The 17,752-nt window shown below is 70.8% G+C and carries 12 protein-coding genes; 7 read left to right on the top strand and 5 right to left on the bottom strand.

What is annotated here, in order from left to right; all coding sequences use genetic code 11:
* The first annotated feature begins 39 nt into the window (after positions 1-39).
* Complete coding sequence (locus tag RKD23_RS37105) at positions 40-6,267, top strand: DNRLRE domain-containing protein (RefSeq protein WP_424858424.1); 6,228 nt, start codon at positions 40-42, stop codon at positions 6,265-6,267.
* A gap of 164 nt (positions 6,268-6,431) precedes the next feature.
* Positions 6,432-7,001 (top strand): hypothetical protein, encoded by a 570-nt coding sequence (locus RKD23_RS37110; RefSeq protein ID WP_424857745.1) that lies wholly within the window; start codon positions 6,432-6,434, stop codon positions 6,999-7,001.
* 72 nt (positions 7,002-7,073) lie between these two features.
* On the opposite strand, the gene RKD23_RS37115 is transcribed toward RKD23_RS37110, so the two are convergent.
* On the bottom strand, positions 7,074-8,969 hold the full coding sequence (locus RKD23_RS37115) for a protein-arginine deiminase domain-containing protein (RefSeq protein WP_424857746.1): 1,896 nt from the start codon (positions 8,967-8,969) through the stop codon (positions 7,074-7,076).
* 143 nt (positions 8,970-9,112) lie between these two features.
* Here RKD23_RS37115 and RKD23_RS37120 point away from each other — a divergent pair, with 143 nt between their 5' ends.
* Entirely contained in the window at positions 9,113-9,709 is a 597-nt protein-coding gene (locus RKD23_RS37120) for a Type-2Aa cytolytic delta-endotoxin (RefSeq protein ID WP_424857747.1), read from the top strand.
* 411 nt (positions 9,710-10,120) lie between these two features.
* Here the strand turns inward: RKD23_RS37120 and RKD23_RS37125 are convergent, their stop codons facing one another.
* The 4 genes from RKD23_RS37125 to RKD23_RS37140 form a co-directional block, all read right to left on the bottom strand.
* Positions 10,121-10,975, bottom strand: coding sequence for an alpha/beta fold hydrolase (locus tag RKD23_RS37125; protein WP_424857748.1), 855 nt, complete (start codon positions 10,973-10,975; stop codon positions 10,121-10,123).
* Positions 10,976-11,106: 131 nt separating this feature from the next.
* A complete protein-coding gene (locus RKD23_RS37130; protein WP_424857749.1) occupies positions 11,107-12,063 on the bottom strand; it encodes a UbiA family prenyltransferase in 957 nt (318 codons plus the stop codon).
* A 583-nt stretch (positions 12,064-12,646) separates the two neighbouring features.
* Positions 12,647-13,057: a hypothetical protein gene (locus RKD23_RS37135; RefSeq protein ID WP_424857750.1), complete on the bottom strand. Its 411-nt coding sequence runs from the start codon at positions 13,055-13,057 to the stop codon at positions 12,647-12,649.
* Between the two features lie 328 nt (positions 13,058-13,385).
* Positions 13,386-14,093: an NAD(P)-dependent oxidoreductase gene (locus tag RKD23_RS37140; RefSeq protein ID WP_424857751.1), complete on the bottom strand. Its 708-nt coding sequence runs from the start codon at positions 14,091-14,093 to the stop codon at positions 13,386-13,388.
* A 115-nt stretch (positions 14,094-14,208) separates the two neighbouring features.
* Between RKD23_RS37140 and RKD23_RS37145 the strand changes: the two genes are divergently transcribed.
* The 4 genes from RKD23_RS37145 to RKD23_RS37160 all read left to right on the top strand — a co-directional run bounded on the left by RKD23_RS37145 (position 14,209) and on the right by RKD23_RS37160 (position 17,743).
* Entirely contained in the window at positions 14,209-14,925 is a 717-nt protein-coding gene (locus RKD23_RS37145; protein ID WP_424857752.1) for a TetR/AcrR family transcriptional regulator, read from the top strand.
* Between the two features lie 299 nt (positions 14,926-15,224).
* Positions 15,225-15,671: a hypothetical protein gene (locus RKD23_RS37150; protein WP_424857753.1), complete on the top strand. Its 447-nt coding sequence runs from the start codon at positions 15,225-15,227 to the stop codon at positions 15,669-15,671.
* 279 nt (positions 15,672-15,950) lie between these two features.
* Positions 15,951-16,475, top strand: coding sequence for a hypothetical protein (locus tag RKD23_RS37155; protein WP_424857754.1), 525 nt, complete (start codon positions 15,951-15,953; stop codon positions 16,473-16,475).
* A 65-nt stretch (positions 16,476-16,540) separates the two neighbouring features.
* Positions 16,541-17,743 (top strand): hypothetical protein, encoded by a 1,203-nt coding sequence (locus RKD23_RS37160; protein WP_424857755.1) that lies wholly within the window; start codon positions 16,541-16,543, stop codon positions 17,741-17,743.
* Positions 17,744-17,752 lie beyond the last annotated feature (9 nt).

Consider the following 17,752-nt stretch of genomic DNA (forward strand, 5'->3'; position numbering starts at 1 on the left):
GGGCCCAGTCGGTACGTCGCCGGCGGCATAGCCCTGGCCATGGCCGTCACCCTCCTGGACGGGACCGGCGCCGCGCTGGCGGCCGAGCGCCAGGGGAACGACTCCGCGCCGAAGCAGTACGCGGTGCAGGCGGCGGACATTCCGTCGGCCCGGATCGCCGCACGGCTCTCGGGCAAGCGGGTCGAGGCGCTGTCCGAGCGCACCGAGACCTCGACCACCTGGGTCAACGCGAACGGTTCGCTCACCACCGAGATCGCCGCAGGCCCGATCCGCTTCAAGGACGAGGACAGCGGCGACTGGCGCTCCGTCGACCTGGACCTGGTCACCGACAGCTCGGGCGCGGTCGTACCCAAGGCCCACCCCCGCGGCCTGCGGATCGCCGGCAGGACCGGCACCCCCGCCCGCTCGCTCGAGGCGGCCCAGGGCGCCAAGGCCGTCGACCTGGTCACCCTCGGCGACGGCGACAACGGCATCACCCTCCAGTGGAAGGGCGGCCTGCCCAAGCCCAAGCTGGACGGCACCCGGGCCGAGTACACCGAGGCCGTGCCGGGCGCCGACGTCGTCGTCGAGGCGACGCGTACCGGCTTCGAGCAGTTCGTGGAGATCAAGAAGAAGCCGGCCGAGAACGCCTTCTCCTACACCCTCCCGCTCAAGGCCAAGGGCCTGAACGCGAAGGTGCAGGCCGACGGCAGCGTGCTGTTCACCGGCCGGAACAACAAGAAGACCGCCGTGATGCCCGCCCCGGTGATGTGGGACTCCACCGTCGACCCCGTCTCCGGCGAGCACACCCGCCGGGTCAGGGTCGGCATGAAGGTGGTCCGCAAGGGCGGCACGATCGACCTGGTCATCACCCCGGACGCGAAGTTCCTCGCCGATCCGAGGACCAAGTACCCGGTCACGGTCGACCCTTCGACGTCCGCGCTGTCCAACGTGTTCGACACGTACGTGCAGCAGGGTGAGACGGTCGACTGGTCCAACGACGTCGAGCTGGACCTGGGCAACCCCGGCACCAAGAACGCCGACGGCACCTTCCGTACGGCGCGTTCCTTCATCTCCTGGAACACCTCGCCGGTCTCCGACGCCCTGATCAACAGCGCGACCCTGTCGCTGTGGAACTTCCACTCCGGCAACTACACCGGCTCCTCCTGCCCGAACCAGCCGTGGGAGGTGTGGTCCACCGGGGCCGCCTCGACCTCCTCGCGCTGGACGGCCCAGCCGACCTGGACCGCGAAGAAGGCCACCTCCTCGGAGACCCGGGGCAACGCCTCCTGCAGCACCCAGCCGGACGGCTGGATCAACGCCGACGTCACCACGCTGGTGCAGGAGTGGGCGTCGGCGAAGGCCGCGAAGTCCCACATGGGCCTGCGCGCCTCCGACGAGGCCGTCACCGGGCAGTGGAAGCGCGTCAACTCCGCCAACGCCGCGTCGAACCCGCCCAAGCTGACGGTGAACTACAACTACCGTCCGCGCACCGGCACCGACCAGCAGGCCGGCCCGCCGTTCTTCAAGGACTCCGCCGGCACGTGGTTCGTCAACACCACGACGCCGACCCTGCAGGACACCTTCGTCGACCCCAACAACGACAAGGTCGACGGCACCTTCCAGATCTTCGACAACGCCACCGGCACGCAGGTCGGGGACGTCCTCGTCTCGCCCTTCGTGGCCTCCGGGCAGCCGGCCGCGGTGAAGGTTCCCGCGGGACTGCTGACCAACGGCAAGACGTACAAGTTCCGCACGTCGCCGTACGACGGCCAGCACTACAACACCGGCTGGTCCGCCTACGCGTACTTCACCGTCGACACCAGCGCCCCCTCCGCGCCCACCGCGGTGACCTCCACCGACTACCCCACCGACGCCTGGGTCAAGGGCGTCGGCCAGAGCGGCGACTTCACCGTCACCCCGCCCTCCGGTGACCAGAACGGCATCGAGTGGTCGCTGGACGGCGCGATCTGGGAGAAGGTCCCGACCAGCGGCACCACCCCGGTGAAGATCACCCTGGCGCCCGAGAAGGCCGGTACCAACGTCCTCCAGGTCCGGGCCACGGACAAGGCGGAGAACAAGTCCGACCCGGTCTCGTACACCTTCCATGTCGGCCCGGGCGGCGTGACGCTGCCCGACGACGGAACCCGCACCGCGGCCCGTGTGCCGCTGGCGGCGGAGGCCGAGTCGCCGAAGTTCGACGCCGTGACCTTCCAGTGGCGGCGCGGCGACGCCGACGCCTGGGTGAACCTCCCGGCCGGCGACGTGACCTCCGGCGGCACCCCGGTGGCCTCCTGGCCGCTCGCGCTGTCCTCCGGCAAGACCCCGCAGCTCACCTGGAACGCCACCTCGACCGTCGACCCCGACGGCGTCGTGCAGCTCCGCGCGCAGTTCACCGGCCCCGCGGGCGCGACCGGCGCCTCCGACCCGGTCGGCGTCGTGGTGGACCGCAACGCCGACGGCGCGGCGAGCGAGAGCATCGGCCCCGGCTCGGTCAACCTGCTGACCGGTGACTACACGCTTTCCGGCGGCGACGCCTCGTTCTTCGGCATGAGCGTCACCCGCAGCGCCTCCTCCCGTTCCCCGCAGGCCGGAGCCGCCAACGAGCAGGCCCCGATCTTCGGCAAGGAGTGGCTGTACAGCGCCGCGGCCGACCAGATCACCACCCCGTTCTCGTACCTGCACAAGACGTCGGCGACCTCGCTGAGCATCGGCCTCGCCGGTGACGACAGCCAGATGCACTTCACCGCCAACGCGGCGCAGACCGGGTGGATCGCGGAGCCCGGCTCCGAGGACTACACCCTCACCGGCGGCTTCGGCGGCGACTTCGTCCTGAAGAGCACCGAGGGCGGCACCACCACCTTCGTCCCCGTCCAGGCCGGCGGCGACACCTGGCGGGCCAGCACCACCTGGGTCGAGGGCGTGGACAACTCCACGACCACCACGGTCTCGGAGACGGTCACGGTCGGCGAGACCGTCGTCGCCCGGCCCAAGAAGATCGTCGCCGGCAACTCGGCGGTGTCCAACTCCTCCTGCGCGGCCGACTCCACTGTCAAGGGCTGCCGTGTCCTGGAGTTCGTCTACGCGGCCTCCACCACCGCCACGTCCTCGGCGTTCGGCGACGTGAAGGACCAGGTGTCCTCGATCAGGCTGTGGGCGACCGCCCCCGGCGGCTCGGCGTCCACCGCGACCACGATCGCGCGCTACGCCTACGACACCGACGGCCGGCTCCGCGAGACCTGGGACCCGCGGATCTCCCCGGCGCTGAAGACCGCGTACGGCTACGACACGGCCGGGCGGATCACCTCGCTCAAGCCCGCGGGCCAGCTGCCGTGGTCCTTCACCTACGGCCAGGCCGGCTCCAGCCCGGCGTCCGGCCCCGGCATGCTGCTGAAGGTCTCCCGCGCGACGCTCACTCCGGGCAGCGCCGACCAGACCAACGGCACCGCCACCACCAACGTCGTCTACGGAGTGCCGCTGACCGGCTCCGCGGCGCCGGAGAACCTGGGCGCCACCGCCACGGCCTCGTGGGGCCAGTCGGACACGCCCACCGACGCCACGGCGGTCTTCCCGCCCGACCAGGTGCCCGCCTCCAACGACGGTTCCTCGCTCACCGCGGGTGACTACGGCCGGGCCGGCATCCACTACCTGGACGCCAGCGGCCGCGCGGTGAACAAGGCCGAACCGGGCCACCGCCTGTCGGTCACCGAGTACGACCGCTTCGGCAACGTGGTCCGCACCCTGTCCGCGGCCAACCGCGAGCTCGCGCTCGGTGCCACGACCGCGCTCAAGGACAGGCTGACGGACCTGGGCATCGGGTCCCTGGCCTCCGCCGAGCGCGCCCAACTGCTGTCGAACGTCTCGGTGTTCGACGCCAGCGGCGAGCGGGAGACCGACACCTACGGGCCGCTGCACCGCGTCACCCTGGCCGCGAACCTCACCAGCGGTACCACCACGCTGGCCGCCGCCGGCAGCCAGCTGATGGCGCGTCAGCACACGGTCCGGGAGTTCGACGCGGGACGTCCCACCGACGGCACCGCCGTCGTCAGTGACCAGGTCACCAAGGTCACGGTGGGCGCGCAGCCCCGCTCCTGGCCCACTCTGACGGCGGACCCGCGGATCACCACGACCGCCTACGACTGGGCCAAGGGCCAGCCGACCAGCTCCACCGTCGACCCGGGCGGCCTGGCGATCACCACGACCACCGCGTATGACGCCCAGGGCCGGGTGATCCGCGAGTCGCAGCCCGCGTCCACCGGCTCGGACGCCGGCACCACGGTCGTCACCTACTACTCCGCGGACGGCACCGGCACCTGCGGCGGCAAGCCGGAGTGGGCGGATCAGATCTGCCGCCTCGCCCCGGCCGCCGACATCACCGGCGGTGGCTCCAACCCGGCCCAACTGCCCACGAAGGTCCTGGAGTACGGGCAGTTCGGCCAGGCCACCAAGATCATCGAAACGGCCAACGGAGTCACCCGCACCACCACGACGGGCTACGACGCGGCGGGCCGGGTCACCACCCTGACCGTCTCGGGCGGAGTCGGCGCCGCCGTCCCCGTGAGCACCACGGCCTTCGACGACGCAACCGGCCTCCCGATCAGCGCCACCTCCCCGACCGGCGGCACCATCAGCAGGACCTACGACCAGCTCGGGCGTCAGATGACGTACACCGACGCGGACGGGGGCACCACCACCACCAAGTACGACGCGCTCGACCGGCCGACGACCGTCACCGACACCGTGCCGTCGACCACCACCTACACCTACGACACCGCCGTCGACCCGCGCGGTCTGCTCACCTCGATGACGGACTCCGTGGCCGGCACGTTCACCGCCCGCTACGACGAGGACGGCGCACTGGTCACCCAGGGCCTGCCCGGCGGCTACACCACGCAGGACGTCATCGACCCCGCGGGCACGACCACCGCCCGCACGGTCACCCGCAACAGCGACAACTCCGTGGTGATCGCCGACAGCGTCACCGAGACGGTGCACGGCCAGACGGCCACCCACGCCGGAACGCCCGGCGTCACCGCCTCCCAGGCGTACACCTACGACAAGGCCGGCCGGCTGACCCAGGCGCAGGACACCGCCACCAACGCTGTCTGCACCACCCGCGCCTACACCTTCGACAAGAACTCCAACCGTAAGACGCTGGCCACGGCCACCGCCGCGGTGAACGCCGACTGCACCCTCACCGGCGCCACCACCACGTCGTACACCTACGACACCGGCGACCGGCTGATCGGCACCGGCTACGTCTACGACGCGTTCGGTCGCACCACCGCCAAGCCGGGCACCACGCTGGCGTACCACGTCAACGACCTGGTGCAGCAGCAGACGGCGGGCACCGAGCGGCAGACCTGGACGCTGGACGCCGCCCTGCGCCACCGCGCCTGGACCACGGAGACCAACACCTCCGGCACCTGGGCCCAGACGGCTTCCCGGCTGAACCACTACGACTCCGACGGGGACAGCCCCCGCTGGATCGTGGAGAGCACGAGCGGCGGCGCGGTCACCCGCAACGTCGAAGGACCGGACGGCACCCTCGCGGCGACCACCGCCAAGACCGGCGGCACGGTCCTGCAGCTGGCCAACCTGCACGGCGACATCACCCTGCAGCTCCCGGCCGACACCGCCGTCGCCCCGACGGTCCTGGACGCCGACGAGTTCGGCAACCCCCGGGCGGGACAGGCCAAGACCCGCTACGACTGGCTCGGCGCGCACCAGCGCTCGTCGGAGACCGTCACCGGGCTGAAGCTCATGGGCGCCCGCCTGTACGACCCGGCCGTCGGACGCTTCCTGTCCCTCGACCCGGTCCGGGGCGGCAGCGCCAACGCCTACGACTACGCCAACGCCGACCCGGTCAACCAGTTCGACCTGGACGGCCGTGTCTCGGCCTGGCGCAAGAAGTACGAGGAGGCCAAGGCCTGCAGAGCCCTGGGGGCCGGTGGCTGCGCCTTCGCGACCATGCTGTCCGGAGTCCTGCTGTGGAAGCTCCCCGGAAGCAAGTCCCGCAACAACGCGCTGCGGCACTTCATCTGGATGGCCGCGCTGACCTATTTCTTCGGCTGGCGTGCCGCCAAGCGTCTCGGCGACGCCCATGAGTACGGGCAGACGAGCGCCGACTCCCAGAAGGACCAGTTCAACAACCGGGTGGCGCGCAACTTCGTCGCCAGCAGTTACAACCGGTCCTGGATGCGCTACTACGCCAACCGCGGCTACCTGTTCCAGTACCTGTACTACGCCGGCAGCTGGCTCTACAACAACTATTACCTGAAGAGGTGATCCCACAGCGGTCATGGGACTCTTGCGTCCGCTGACCCGCTGACCCGCTGATCCGGCCGACGGGTGCCGGGGCAGGCCCTTTCGAGGGCGTGCCCCGGCACCCTCGTGTCACCACCGCCCGTCCCCCAGGCTCCGACCCCTCCACGACCTCCGGGAGACCCCCCATGCCGCTGCCGACGCGCCCCGTCCGGCCGCTCGCCCTGCCTGTCGCACTGCTCCTGGCCACCGCCCTGATGACCGCCGGCCTGACCGGCTGCTCCGCGCTTTCCCCGTTCAACACCTGCGACGACACGCAGGCGCGGCTGAAGGACCTGCGCTCCCAGCCGATCCTGAACTCCACCCCCGAAGGGGCGACCGCCCCGGAGGGGCTCGACTCGGTCGACTCGCGCTGCGTCGACGACTCCGGCGACGCCTGGCTGTACGCCGCGCGCGTCTACGCCTTCCCCGGCTCCCGGCAGAAGGTCGTGGACTTCTACCGCACCACCGCCAAGGCGGACGGCTGGCACCTGCAGCACGACCCCGTAGATCCGAACACCCCCGAAACGACGGCGGGCCTGTGCTTCACCAAGGGCGGGGACGGCGAAGCCCTCCTGCTGACCGTGCAGTTCACCACGGCCGACGACCTGAAGTTCGAGTACGACTACGACGCCGGGCCGGAGTTCGACTCCGGCTCCGGCTTCGAGATAGAGGTCGGCTCCGAGACGGACGGGGCGAAGACGGGCTGCTTCGACTGACGCCTCGGGGCTTTGCGGAGCCGACGACGGGGCGGGCCGCAGCCCGCCCCGTCGCCGTTCTCCCGCCGGTGGTCAGACCCCCCACCAGGGCGCCGAGGTGTCCCGCAGGGTGTTGGTGCCGCAGTGCACCTCACCCATGCCGAGGTGGTACGTGTACCAGTCGTCGATGTAGGAGACCTTCATCCCGGCCTTGTTGTACGCCTTGCTCACGGCCGCGGTGAAGATGTCCTTGCCGCCGACGACCGGGCCCCACTGGCGCGGGGCGAGGTAGCGGTCACGGGCCAGCAGGATGCCGTTGACCGCGCCGGGGACGTAGGCGCTGGTCATCATCGTCGGCGCGGCAGCCGCGCCGTCGCGGGCGAGCAGCCGCTGCTGACCGTGCTCGGCGGCGGCGTCGACGGTGCCGCCGATGCGCTGGAGCAGCGGCATCCGGCTGCCGGTGAGCGTGGTGTCGATGCCACGGGTGTACAGGGCCGGCACGCGCACGATCTCGGCGTCGGTGACGCCGGTCTCCCGCTTGAGGATGTCGAGGTTCGCCTCGATGCGGGTCGCGGCCAGGTCGTTGTCGGCGATCAGCTTGCGGGAGGCGAGGGCCTGCGCGATGGTCTCCTGCGGTGCCAGCATGCCGTCGAAGGGCTTCACCGAGAACATCTTCGCCCCGCCGTGCCCGTCCCGCTTCGCCGCCCGCAGCAGGTCCAGTCCGGCCTTCGGGTCGGCGACGCCGATGCGCCAGCCGCGCGGGGTGTCGGCGGGCAGGAACTGCACGAACTCGTCGACGTGTCCGACGTGCAGCCAGGACGTGTCCAGCAGCAGCGGGTTCTGCATCCCCTGGGACCTGAGCAGCGTACGGATCTCGCTCGACGGCCGGACGCCGCTGCCGTCCCTGCGCTCGCCCATGATGATCCGCCCGGCCGGGTAGGAACGGCCGTTGTGCTCGTACGGCGGGATGGTCTCCAGGTTGCCGTAGGAGTTCAGCGTCTCCCAGCCCTGCATGTCCCGTCCGTGCGCCTGCACCACGCCGGTGCCGGGGCCACGCAGCCTGGCGTACAGCTCCCGCCCGGCGGGACGGTCCTGCGCGGAGCGCAGCATGACCCGTATCGCCTGCTGCCGGCCGCCCGGCCGGGGCATGCTCACATACGCGGGCTCCACGAAGTCCTGCGCCCAGATGTCGCCGTAGGACGTGAACTTGACCGCCGACGCGGTGATCCCGGCGTCCTTGGCCCGCTGCTCCAGGCTCCTGACGAAGCTCTGCTGGCGGCGCGCCCAGGGTTCGCCGCCCTTCACCTCGGTGACCAGGAGCCGCTGGGTGTTCTGCAGGTTGTGGTGGGTGAGCAGCGGGGCGGCGCGCAGCGTCACGTCGTCGCTCGCGGTGCCGGCCGCGGAGGTCACGGTCAGCCGGATCACCGCGCGCCCGTCCCAGACGCGGCTGTCGCGGATCACGTCCCGGCCCTCGACGCCGAACTCCACGCCCGCGCGCAGCTCCTCGGCGGTCAGCCGGGTCTGCGAGGTGACGAGCGTCCAGGCACCGGCCCGCTTGACGTACACCCGCACCTGAGCGGCGCCGGTCGTCACCTGGACCCGTCCGGTCGCGTCGTCGGGCAGGCCGGCGGCCGGCACCGAGCGCACCCGTGCCAGATCCGCGGCGTCCGCCGTGCCGTTGACCTTGGTGTCGGCGGCGTCGTTGCAGCGGGCGAGCACGGTGTCGGAGACACCGGGGCCGAGGACGGCGCGGCAGCGCCGGGCGTCGTCGTCGATGTTGGGCAGGAACAGCGCCCCGCGCCCGACGGACCAGGTGTCCTCTCCGTCCTCGTCCGCTGTGCCGGCCACATCGACGGTTCCGTTCCGGTCGACATCGGCCCGCAGGTCGATCCGGAGGGGTTCGGCGGCCTGCGCCAGCGCGGGCGGCGCCAGCACCGCTCCCGCCGCGGTGAGGGCGAGGATCACTCGCCCGGCTTGTCTTTTACGCACCTGTCGCGTCCTTTCGTTCCGCGGTTGCCACCGGGGAAGAGGGGGAAGACGCGCTGGGCGTTGAGTCGGGATCGCGCCAAATGACCTGACGGTGTGTCAGAACAGAGGCGGCAGGCATACTGGCGCCTCACCCGTGCAACAAAATGTTGAAGGAGAGTGAGTTGGCAGCCTGCTTCAGGACAGTCACCGTGGTGGAAGAGGGACATCAGGCCCAGGCGGAGGCGCTCAAGAGCGCCTTCCAGGAGGCGATCGCACCCGCCACCGTCAACTACGACTTCACGCACATCCGCGATGCCGCCGCCGTGCTCCCCGACAGCGACATCATCAAGGTCGTCCGCGGCTGGAGGCTCCAGGAGGAGGCGCCGATCCTGGTCATGGTGCTCTCGCTCAAGGAGGCGGTCCGTCAGGCGCTTCCGCCCGAGGCGGCTCAGGCGTCGTTCTGGGACACCATCGAGCACGACCTCGTGGACGCCTTCACCGGCCTCGCCGCGCAGGAGGGCGAACCGGGGCTGGCCTACTACGAGGAGGAGCCGGACCGCACCAGCTACTACCGCGATCTGTTCTTCGCCCTCCAGGACGACGAAGCCGGCGCGTACCTGTACGCCGTCGCCTTCTGCGCCGACGTCACCGTGGGCCTGGGCAAGAGCCGCGTGGGGGCCCTGGGCCTCACCGACACCGCACCCTTCGCGGTGCAGCTCAACGCGATCGTCATGCGCCAGAAGCTCGCGAACACGGACTGAGTCTCCGGCCGACGCCCGTCGGCCCAGGCTCCAGGTCCAGAAGATCGAGGCCAGGATTCCCGACGGGCCCGCGGGCGCGAAGCCGAGTGACACGAGCACGGGTTCAGCGGATGCCTTGGTCCCGAGGAAGCCCAAGTACGTCCGGATGTACTTGGGCAGGAGCGGGCTCGGTCCGTCCTCGGGCAGCACCTTGACCCGGGTCGGCACGACGGTGCCCGCCACGAGTGCGACGGCGTTCGCCGGCCTCGGCCGGCCGCCTCGATCCCCTCACGGCGGCGGGCCCCGAGTGGAACGTCACCGCGCTCGTCCCGCATCTGCTGCAGCGCCTGAGCGATGTCGACGCCGGACAGCCCGCTCCACGTGGGCCTGCAGCGGGCCGGCACTCGCCGTCGAAGAATCCACGCGCGCCCTCTACCCGAGCGTGAGCATCGCCTCGGTGACCTCGCCGACCGCCGCATCGGGGATCGCGGTGGCGGCCTCCTTGAGGACGAGCAGCCGTGCCCCGGGGATCTCGCGCGCGATCGCCTCGCCGTTGCCGACGGGGAAGAACGGGTCGCGGTGGCCGTGGACGACGAGGGTGGGGACGTCGATCTCGGGCAGACGCTCGCGCCAGCGGGGTGTGCAGTCGAGCCTGGAGAACACCATGCCCATCTGGTTGGCCATCTGGACCAGAGGTGCGGTGCCGGGCGTACGGTCCCAGATACGCGCGGCGATCGCGCGCGCAGCGACGGGGTCGTTGCCGAGGACCTCCGCGCCCGCGGCGGCGAACTCCACCACCGCCTCGCGGTCGGTCCAGTCGGGCATGGGACGCGCGAACAGCCGGCTCATCGTCGCCTGGTCATGGCCGGGAAGGTCGTCGTCGGGCGGGCCAGGCGCGACCGCGCGGGTGCCCACCAGGGTGAGCGCCGAGAACGCGCCCGGATGGTCGAGCACGGCCACTTGGGCGACCATCCCGCCGACGCCGATCCCCGCGAGATGCGCGGGCCCGCCGCCGAGCGCGTCGGCAAGGGCGGCCGCGTCGGCGGCGAGGTCGCGCAGCGTGTACGCGGGCGCCTGCGGGTCCGCCGTCGTCGACTCCCCGCTGTCGCGCAGGTCGTAGCGCACCACACGGCGCCCGCCGGCAGCGAGGCGCTCGCACAGCGCGTCGGGCCACGACAACATCGTCGTCCCGCCCGCGAGCAGGACGAGTGGCGCCTGGTCGTCACCGAACGACTCGACGCCCAAGGCGACCTCATTGACGTGGACAGTGGTGCTGATGCGAGTCATGCCAGGGCAGACCCGATCCGCCGCCCGAACTCATCGCCGGCGAGGGAGGGAAGGCCGCGCCGACCCGACCCGCAGCGGATTCCCACGCCTGAGGGCGAGGGCGGGTGGCCGCCGTGCCGGCTTCCGCGGTGTCATCCCCACCAGAGGATCGGGCCGGCGAGGAGGGCTGCGGCGTAGGAAAGGATGAACAGCTGGTAGGTGGTGCGGTCGCCTGCGGGATGACGTACGAGGAGAGCCCGGACGGCCGGGATCCAGCAGGCTACGGCCATTCCCATGCTGCACAGACCGAGGCGCCATGGGGCTGCGCCGCTGGGCGCGAACAGTGCGACGTGCAGGAGTACGGGCATGACGGCTTGAATGCCGCTGAACCAGATCCGGACGGCCCAGGCTCCGCAGACCAGAGCCGGAGTGCGGCGTCCGGCCGCCTGGTCTCCGGCCATGTCCCGCACGTCTTTGTAGATGAGGGCTAAGGGGTAGGCGAGGGCGATCACAGCGATCCATGTGATGGCGGTGCCGTCCAGCGGAGCCACGCACTGCCACGCGGCGGCGAGTTGGGCCGCCGTCCCGACCACCATGCAGGGCGTCTTGCACCACAAGTAGGCACGCGGAGTGCACAGGAAGTTCAGTACGAGGACGTCCGCCTGCCACAGCAGCACCCACTCCAGGACGCCGCACTGCCATCCGAGCAGTGTGTAGAGGGGCATGACGAGCCAGAAGCGGTGAGCGGCGCCGGCCGGGGTGATCAGTCCGGCCGGGACGGGCCGGTAGGGCTTGTTCAGCCGGTCCTCCTCGGCGCCGCGGGCCTGATTGGACGCGTCGAAGACGTAGCCGTACAGGAAGGCGAGGACACCCACGGCACCCAGGTTCCCGAGTGTGTGCCGAGCCGACACTTCGTTCCGCAGACAGGCACCGAAGGCGAACACCAGCGGCGGCACCACATTGACCAGCACGTTGTCCGCGAGCATGCGCCACGACACGCTCGCCTCTGTCCGGCTGAAGCGGACCGCCCGTGCGAGGCAGGCGACGGTCTGCGGCGTGCCGGTCTGTGCTGCCGGCGAGGGAACGGGCTTGTCCAAGGGGAGCGTCACGGTGCCGAACCTTTCCGGTGGCGCAGGCGAACGAGGGCTGCCACCGTGCACTGGCGCCCGCATGATCAGTCGACGTTCCGGCCGGGCTTCTTGATCGCTGACGGCAGCGAACCATCCGAAGGTGGGAAACCCTCGGCGGAGCGACACCGCCCCTGCGTGGGCCGGCCGCCGGCCCTCAAGCCCTCGTACCTGAGCTTCGCCCCGCACCCAAGGCCCCGTTGTTGAGGTGTGAGTACCGAGCAGTGGTGGCGCGTCGTCGGCCTGAAGGCCCTCTGGACACCGCTGATACGCCGCTTGGAGAGTAGAACGTGCTCGATACGTCCGTGTCTGCCTCGATGACGGCAATCCTCCGGAATGGATCACGTACTTCGAGTGCAAGCGGTACGGGCGCCCCTGACCGCCCCGGAGCAACTGCACGCGTAGGCGCTGCCGTTCGTGATCCGTCGGGCGCTGCGGCCCTCATGGGGCCAGGGTGCGTCCGGGCGAATACGGCCGCACCCCGGCTGTACGAGGAGACGGCACACCGTGTTCTGCGGTCACCTCGGCAGGCAATCCCGAGGTGACCGATTCTGTGACCGGCCGCTCAGGCGGGGGTGATCAGGATGGGGTACGCGCTCGACGCGCCCAGCAGGGTCAGGGGCTGGGGGCCGGTCTCGTTGGGCTTGTAGACGGAGACGCCCTTGTCCTGGCCGTAGAGGATCTCGTACGCCCCCTCCTCGCCGGCGAACGGCGCGATGCGGAAGCTCGACGCATCGGGGTCGAGGGATGGGAGCAGGCCGACCCGCAGCGGCTTCGTGCCCTCCAGGGCGGTCCAGGCGAGCGAGAGGTTCTCGGAGCTGAGAATCCTGAAGGCGTCGCGCCCGCTCGCCGGCTCCAGCTGCCAGGGGCTCGGCTTGCCGCCCACCATGACCTGGCCGTCGTCCGCGCCGATCGCCAACGAGTCGGCCCTGGTGTGCAGGTGGAAGGGGCGCCCGATCAGATCGAACAGGTTCATGTGTCCTCCGTCATGTCGTCCTCGCCCGAGGTCGGGGCGAGGTCCGCAGAGATCACTGCGTCAGGAAGCACCCTCGCAATCGCCCACCGTCGGACATCCTCCGGACCGGCCCTCACTGCCCGCTCACCCCTGTTCGCGATCGCACATGGACCGGAAACGATCACCGAAGATCACCGTGCGACCGAGGCGGCGGTGAACCGGAGACAAGGCGTCACCCCCGGCGCGCCACCCCTCCCCGTGCGGGGGCTTTCGGGTGGCGCGTTCCGTACGCAGGCTCCGCGGAGGCGAAACAGGCGCGGCTCCCGTACGAGGATCTGCACGGTGTCTTTCAGTAGCCGATGGTGAAGCGGCGCTGGACGAAGCGAGGTAGTTCCGCCTCGTCGATCAAGGCGACGGCGGCGTCCTCCGCCGAGATGCGGCTGCGGCCATCAGGGTCCAAGACCGGCTGATCGCCACCGATCCGGAAGCGACCGGTGCGCTCACCGGGTGCGATCTCCTCCGCAGGGCTGAAGTAGGTCCACAGCCGGTTCGAGGTCCGCAGGACGTTCAGGGCGTCGCGGTGTCCGCGTACCGCTGCGGCGTATTCGCGGGGCAGTCCCAGCTGATCGAGGGTGGTGTGCAGGAGTTCGTCGGAGTCGGCGCGCACCACTCCGGGGGCGATTTCGAGGCTGCCGGCGCCGCCGATCACGATGAGCCGGGTCCGCGGGTGGCTCTCCAGAGCCCTCAGCAGGGCCCGTGCCGCCGTGGCATAGACGGTGGGGTCGGCGATCGAGCGCCGTACGGTGTCCGCGAAGTCGTCGGCGGCGTTGCCCGGCTGGAATCCGCTGATCAGGATGTCGAGGCCGGGCAGGACACCGGCGATGCTCTTGGAGTCCAGGACGTCGACGCTTCGCCAGGTGATGTTGTCCCGGCTCTCCGCACGCTGTGCCTGAGCGGCGTCCCGGCTGAATGCCGTTACGTGGTGGCCCCGTTCGAGGGCTTCGGTGACGACCCGGCTGCCGATGGTGCCCGTGGCTCCGATGACTCCGATGTGCATGGCTCTCCCCAGTACATGCAGACGTAGGACGCCACGGAGGTGACGCCGTAGAGAAACTATACGGTGTGAAGTTTCAGTACGGGGCTAAGTAAATTGACGCTGTAGAGTGTTCGCTGTGACAGTCACGGGCAGCAGGGGCAGGCGAGAGCGGCTACGGGCCGAGACGACCGCCGAGATCAAGAAGGTCGCGCTGGCCTTGATGGCCTCGGGCGGGCCGGACGCCATCACACTGCGGGCCATCGCCCGCGAGATGGGCATGACCGCCAACGCCATCTACGGCTACTTCGCGACGCGGGACGACCTCGTCACCACGCTCATCAACGACGTGTACACCGCCTTGGCCGATGTCGTGGACGCCGCCTGGGAAACCACTCCCGCAACGGATCCCGCCGTCCGGATCGCGGCATGGGCCAACGCCTTCCGGACCTGGGCCGTGGTGAACCCCCAGGGCTTCCGGCTCATCTACGGCGACCCTGTCCCCGGTTACCAGGCTCCCGAAGGCGGCCCCGCCCCGGATGCCGCGCGCAGGGTCTGCACCGGCCTCACCGCACTCGCCGCCGCCGCATGGCCCCACGCCCAGCACCTCTACGAGGACAGCTCCTTCGTCTGGTCCGACTTCGACCCCGGGCTCCTGAGCAAGGTGCGCCCAGCCTTCCCCGACTTGCCCCCCGCAGCCGTCGCCCTCGCCCTGCGCATCTGGGGGCACCTGCACGGCCTCGTGTCCCTGGAGGTCTACGGCCACATGCACACCCAGACCATCAGCCCGCAAAAGCTCTTTGAGGAGGAACTCACCGAGCTCATAAGGATGTTGGGCATCCCGCGCCACAACTGAACGCCTGACGTGCCGTCAGGCTCCCGAAAGCGTGACGGTAGGCGGTCATCAACTGTGATGATCACCCACGGGGCCGTGATCAGGACGGCTCGTGTACGACGAGCCACGACTGTCGGCCCGCAAATGCGCGTCGCAGTGCTCGGGCCCGTTTCGTGCGGCGAAGACGCCCCGCTTGTCGGCAGAGCAGCCAACGTTCACTCACCAGGCGGTGTTCAAACAGGCGGGCTCCATGGTCGGCGGCGGCCGTCTTTCGCGAGCAAGTGCTGCGGGAGTGGGCGACCTACGGCCCGGGGGCGGAAATGAATCTCGAATGGTCCACCGACCCGGTGGCGGTCGCCCTGCGCGACGCACTCGCTCGGCGGATCCGCGAGTTCCCCGCCGTCCGCTCGGTCTGGGTGGCGCAGGTCCGGTGGCGGGCCAGCGGCGAGGAACACCTGATGCTGCACGTCGCCGTGGACGAAGCCCTGCCCTCCGCCTCCGCCGACCGCCTGATGCAGACCCTCCTCGGCGAGGAGGTGAAGCTCGGCCGTAGCGGCCCGAAGATCGGCATGCTCGCCCTGAACACCACCACTCATGCCGAGACCATCACCCAACTGGACCGTCGGGGCCTCGACACGGTGCGCCACGACGTCGAGTCCGGCCGGGTCCAGGTGATCTCCCGCGAATACGACGCCCCGTCAGTGGCCCAGGCGAACGACGCCGCGCCCCGGCCCCGCTTCAAGCCCCGCTGGTTCGGACGCTCCTGACCAGCTCGCGGGCGGCAGACGGCCCTGCGGCTTCCACAGGGCCGTCTGCCGGCGCCGCAACGTCGTCGAACGCCGCTTCCACCGTCTCGGGCAGCGGCGAGGCATCGCCACCCGCTACGAGAAAACGGCCCCACGTTACCTAGCGCGCGGGCTGACCGCTGCTGACGACCCGTCGGGCGGGCTGATCGCAGGTCAGCATCGCTGCTCCGGGTCCCTCCTTGTGATGACCGGCTTCCGTGGTGCCGCCCGCCGGGGCCCGCGGTGCAGCACAGTGGGCCGGTGCCACCTCGCCCCATGACCTTCCTGGCCCTGGTCCTCCTGAGCGTCACGGCCTGCGCCACGGTGACCCCCGGCACTCCGGCGCGGGAGGACCGCCCGCAGGGAGTGCACGGTCCGGCCCTGCCCGACCGGCCGACACCGCCGGGGCCCGCACCGTCGGTGACACAGCGCTCGCAGCGGTCCGCTCTGGTGCGGACCGGGCCCGGCCGGGAGCGCGACAAGCCCCAGCACACCCACCGCCCGGACCGCATTCCCCTCGTCGAGGCGCCCGTACAGCAGCCGGCCACGGCAGCGCCACCACAGCAGGCCGCACCCCAAGTCCGACCGGCCGCTCCCCAGCGACCCGCACAGCCTCGTGTGCGGCCCCGGCCGGCCACACAGGTGCCCCCGGCCCCGAAGCTGCCGCCCACCCGACCGCACCCGCAGCCGCAGGTCCAGCCCGAGCAGATGCGTGACCTGTGCCGCCGCGCGGACGGGGTCGCCCCCTCCGGGATCGCGGACCTGTGCCATCAGATGTGGGGATAGCAGCCCGGCTCAGGGTCGGATATCGCCTGGCAGGTCGGTGGCCGAGTCGGGCAGGGTGCCGGGTGATGAGCGATGAGGACGAGATGTCATACGCCCACCCCGACTCTCTCCAGGGCCTGCTGCAACGGGGGCGTGGCCTGGGTGCGGTACGAGCGCTGGAGGATCCCGAGGCAGCCGCCGTGTTCGTGTACGACGGGATCCGTCGTGACTGGCGATGGGACGGGACCGATGACCGGGCTCTGTACCTGGCGCGGCTGATCCGGGACCTGGAGCTGTCCCCAGCGCCGGTCGTGGACCAGCTGTCGGGGGAAGAGGAATCCTGCTTGCGGGCCTGCGACGTCCTTGAACTGCTGGCTCTGGCCGGATCGGACGAGGCCCGGGAGGGGCTTCGGGCGTATGTCCGCAGCGGCGAGCACTGGGTCCCTGTACTGGAGTCGGTATCAGCCGGCTGGCCGACAGAGTGGTGGGAAGACCTCGGGGACGTCGCACGCGCACGGATCGGTGCAGAAGCGGAACTCCCGTGGTTCTTCGAGCCGTGGACGCGGTTCGGGATCGAGGTACAGAGCCGCCCGCCCGTCACGCGGCCGTCACTGACTGGGCTCAGCACCGCAGACCTCCTCGCCCTGCTCGCCGACGCTCGTACGGGAGACGGCACGAAGGCCGACGCACTGCGTGCGCTGAACAGCCGAGAGCCCACTGAGGAACTGATCCCGCTCGTCCCAGCGCTGGGGCCCCCGGATGGCCGCCTGCCCCTGCCTCTGCTGAGCCGGGCCGTTGAGTGCCTCGGTACGGCTGCGGTACCGGCAGCGCACGGCTGGGTGCGGGACGAACGCTCGTGGCTGGCGCAGCTGGGAGCCGACGTCCTGGCCGAACACCCCGCGCCGGAGGCTGTGCCGGGACTCGTGGAGGAACTCGCGGAGCAGTGGTCGGCGCGGACCTGGTGCGGCCCCGATCGGACCGCCCGACGCCTGGCCCGATTCGGGCCCGCCGCTGCTGCCGCCGCGCCCTACCTGCGGCGCTTCTGGCTGCGCACCCCGCACTCGTATGAGCGGGCGGCGTACCTGAAGGCACTCGCCTGCATCGACAGGGACGGTCTGAACTACGCGTACACCGAGTCTCTCTGGGACTGCGAGGAGACGGCGCGGCTGCCGGCGATCGCCTCTGCACCCGCGACTCCGGAGGCGCTGGGACGGATTGCCGTACTGCGCGATGATCCGATGGAGACACCCGAGGTGCGAGCCGCGGCCCGAGCACGGCTTTGTTCGTAGCCGCGATCG

It is taken from the genome of Streptomyces sp. SAI-170 (assembly GCF_049739565.1).
Classification (GTDB): domain Bacteria; phylum Actinomycetota; class Actinomycetes; order Streptomycetales; family Streptomycetaceae; genus Streptomyces.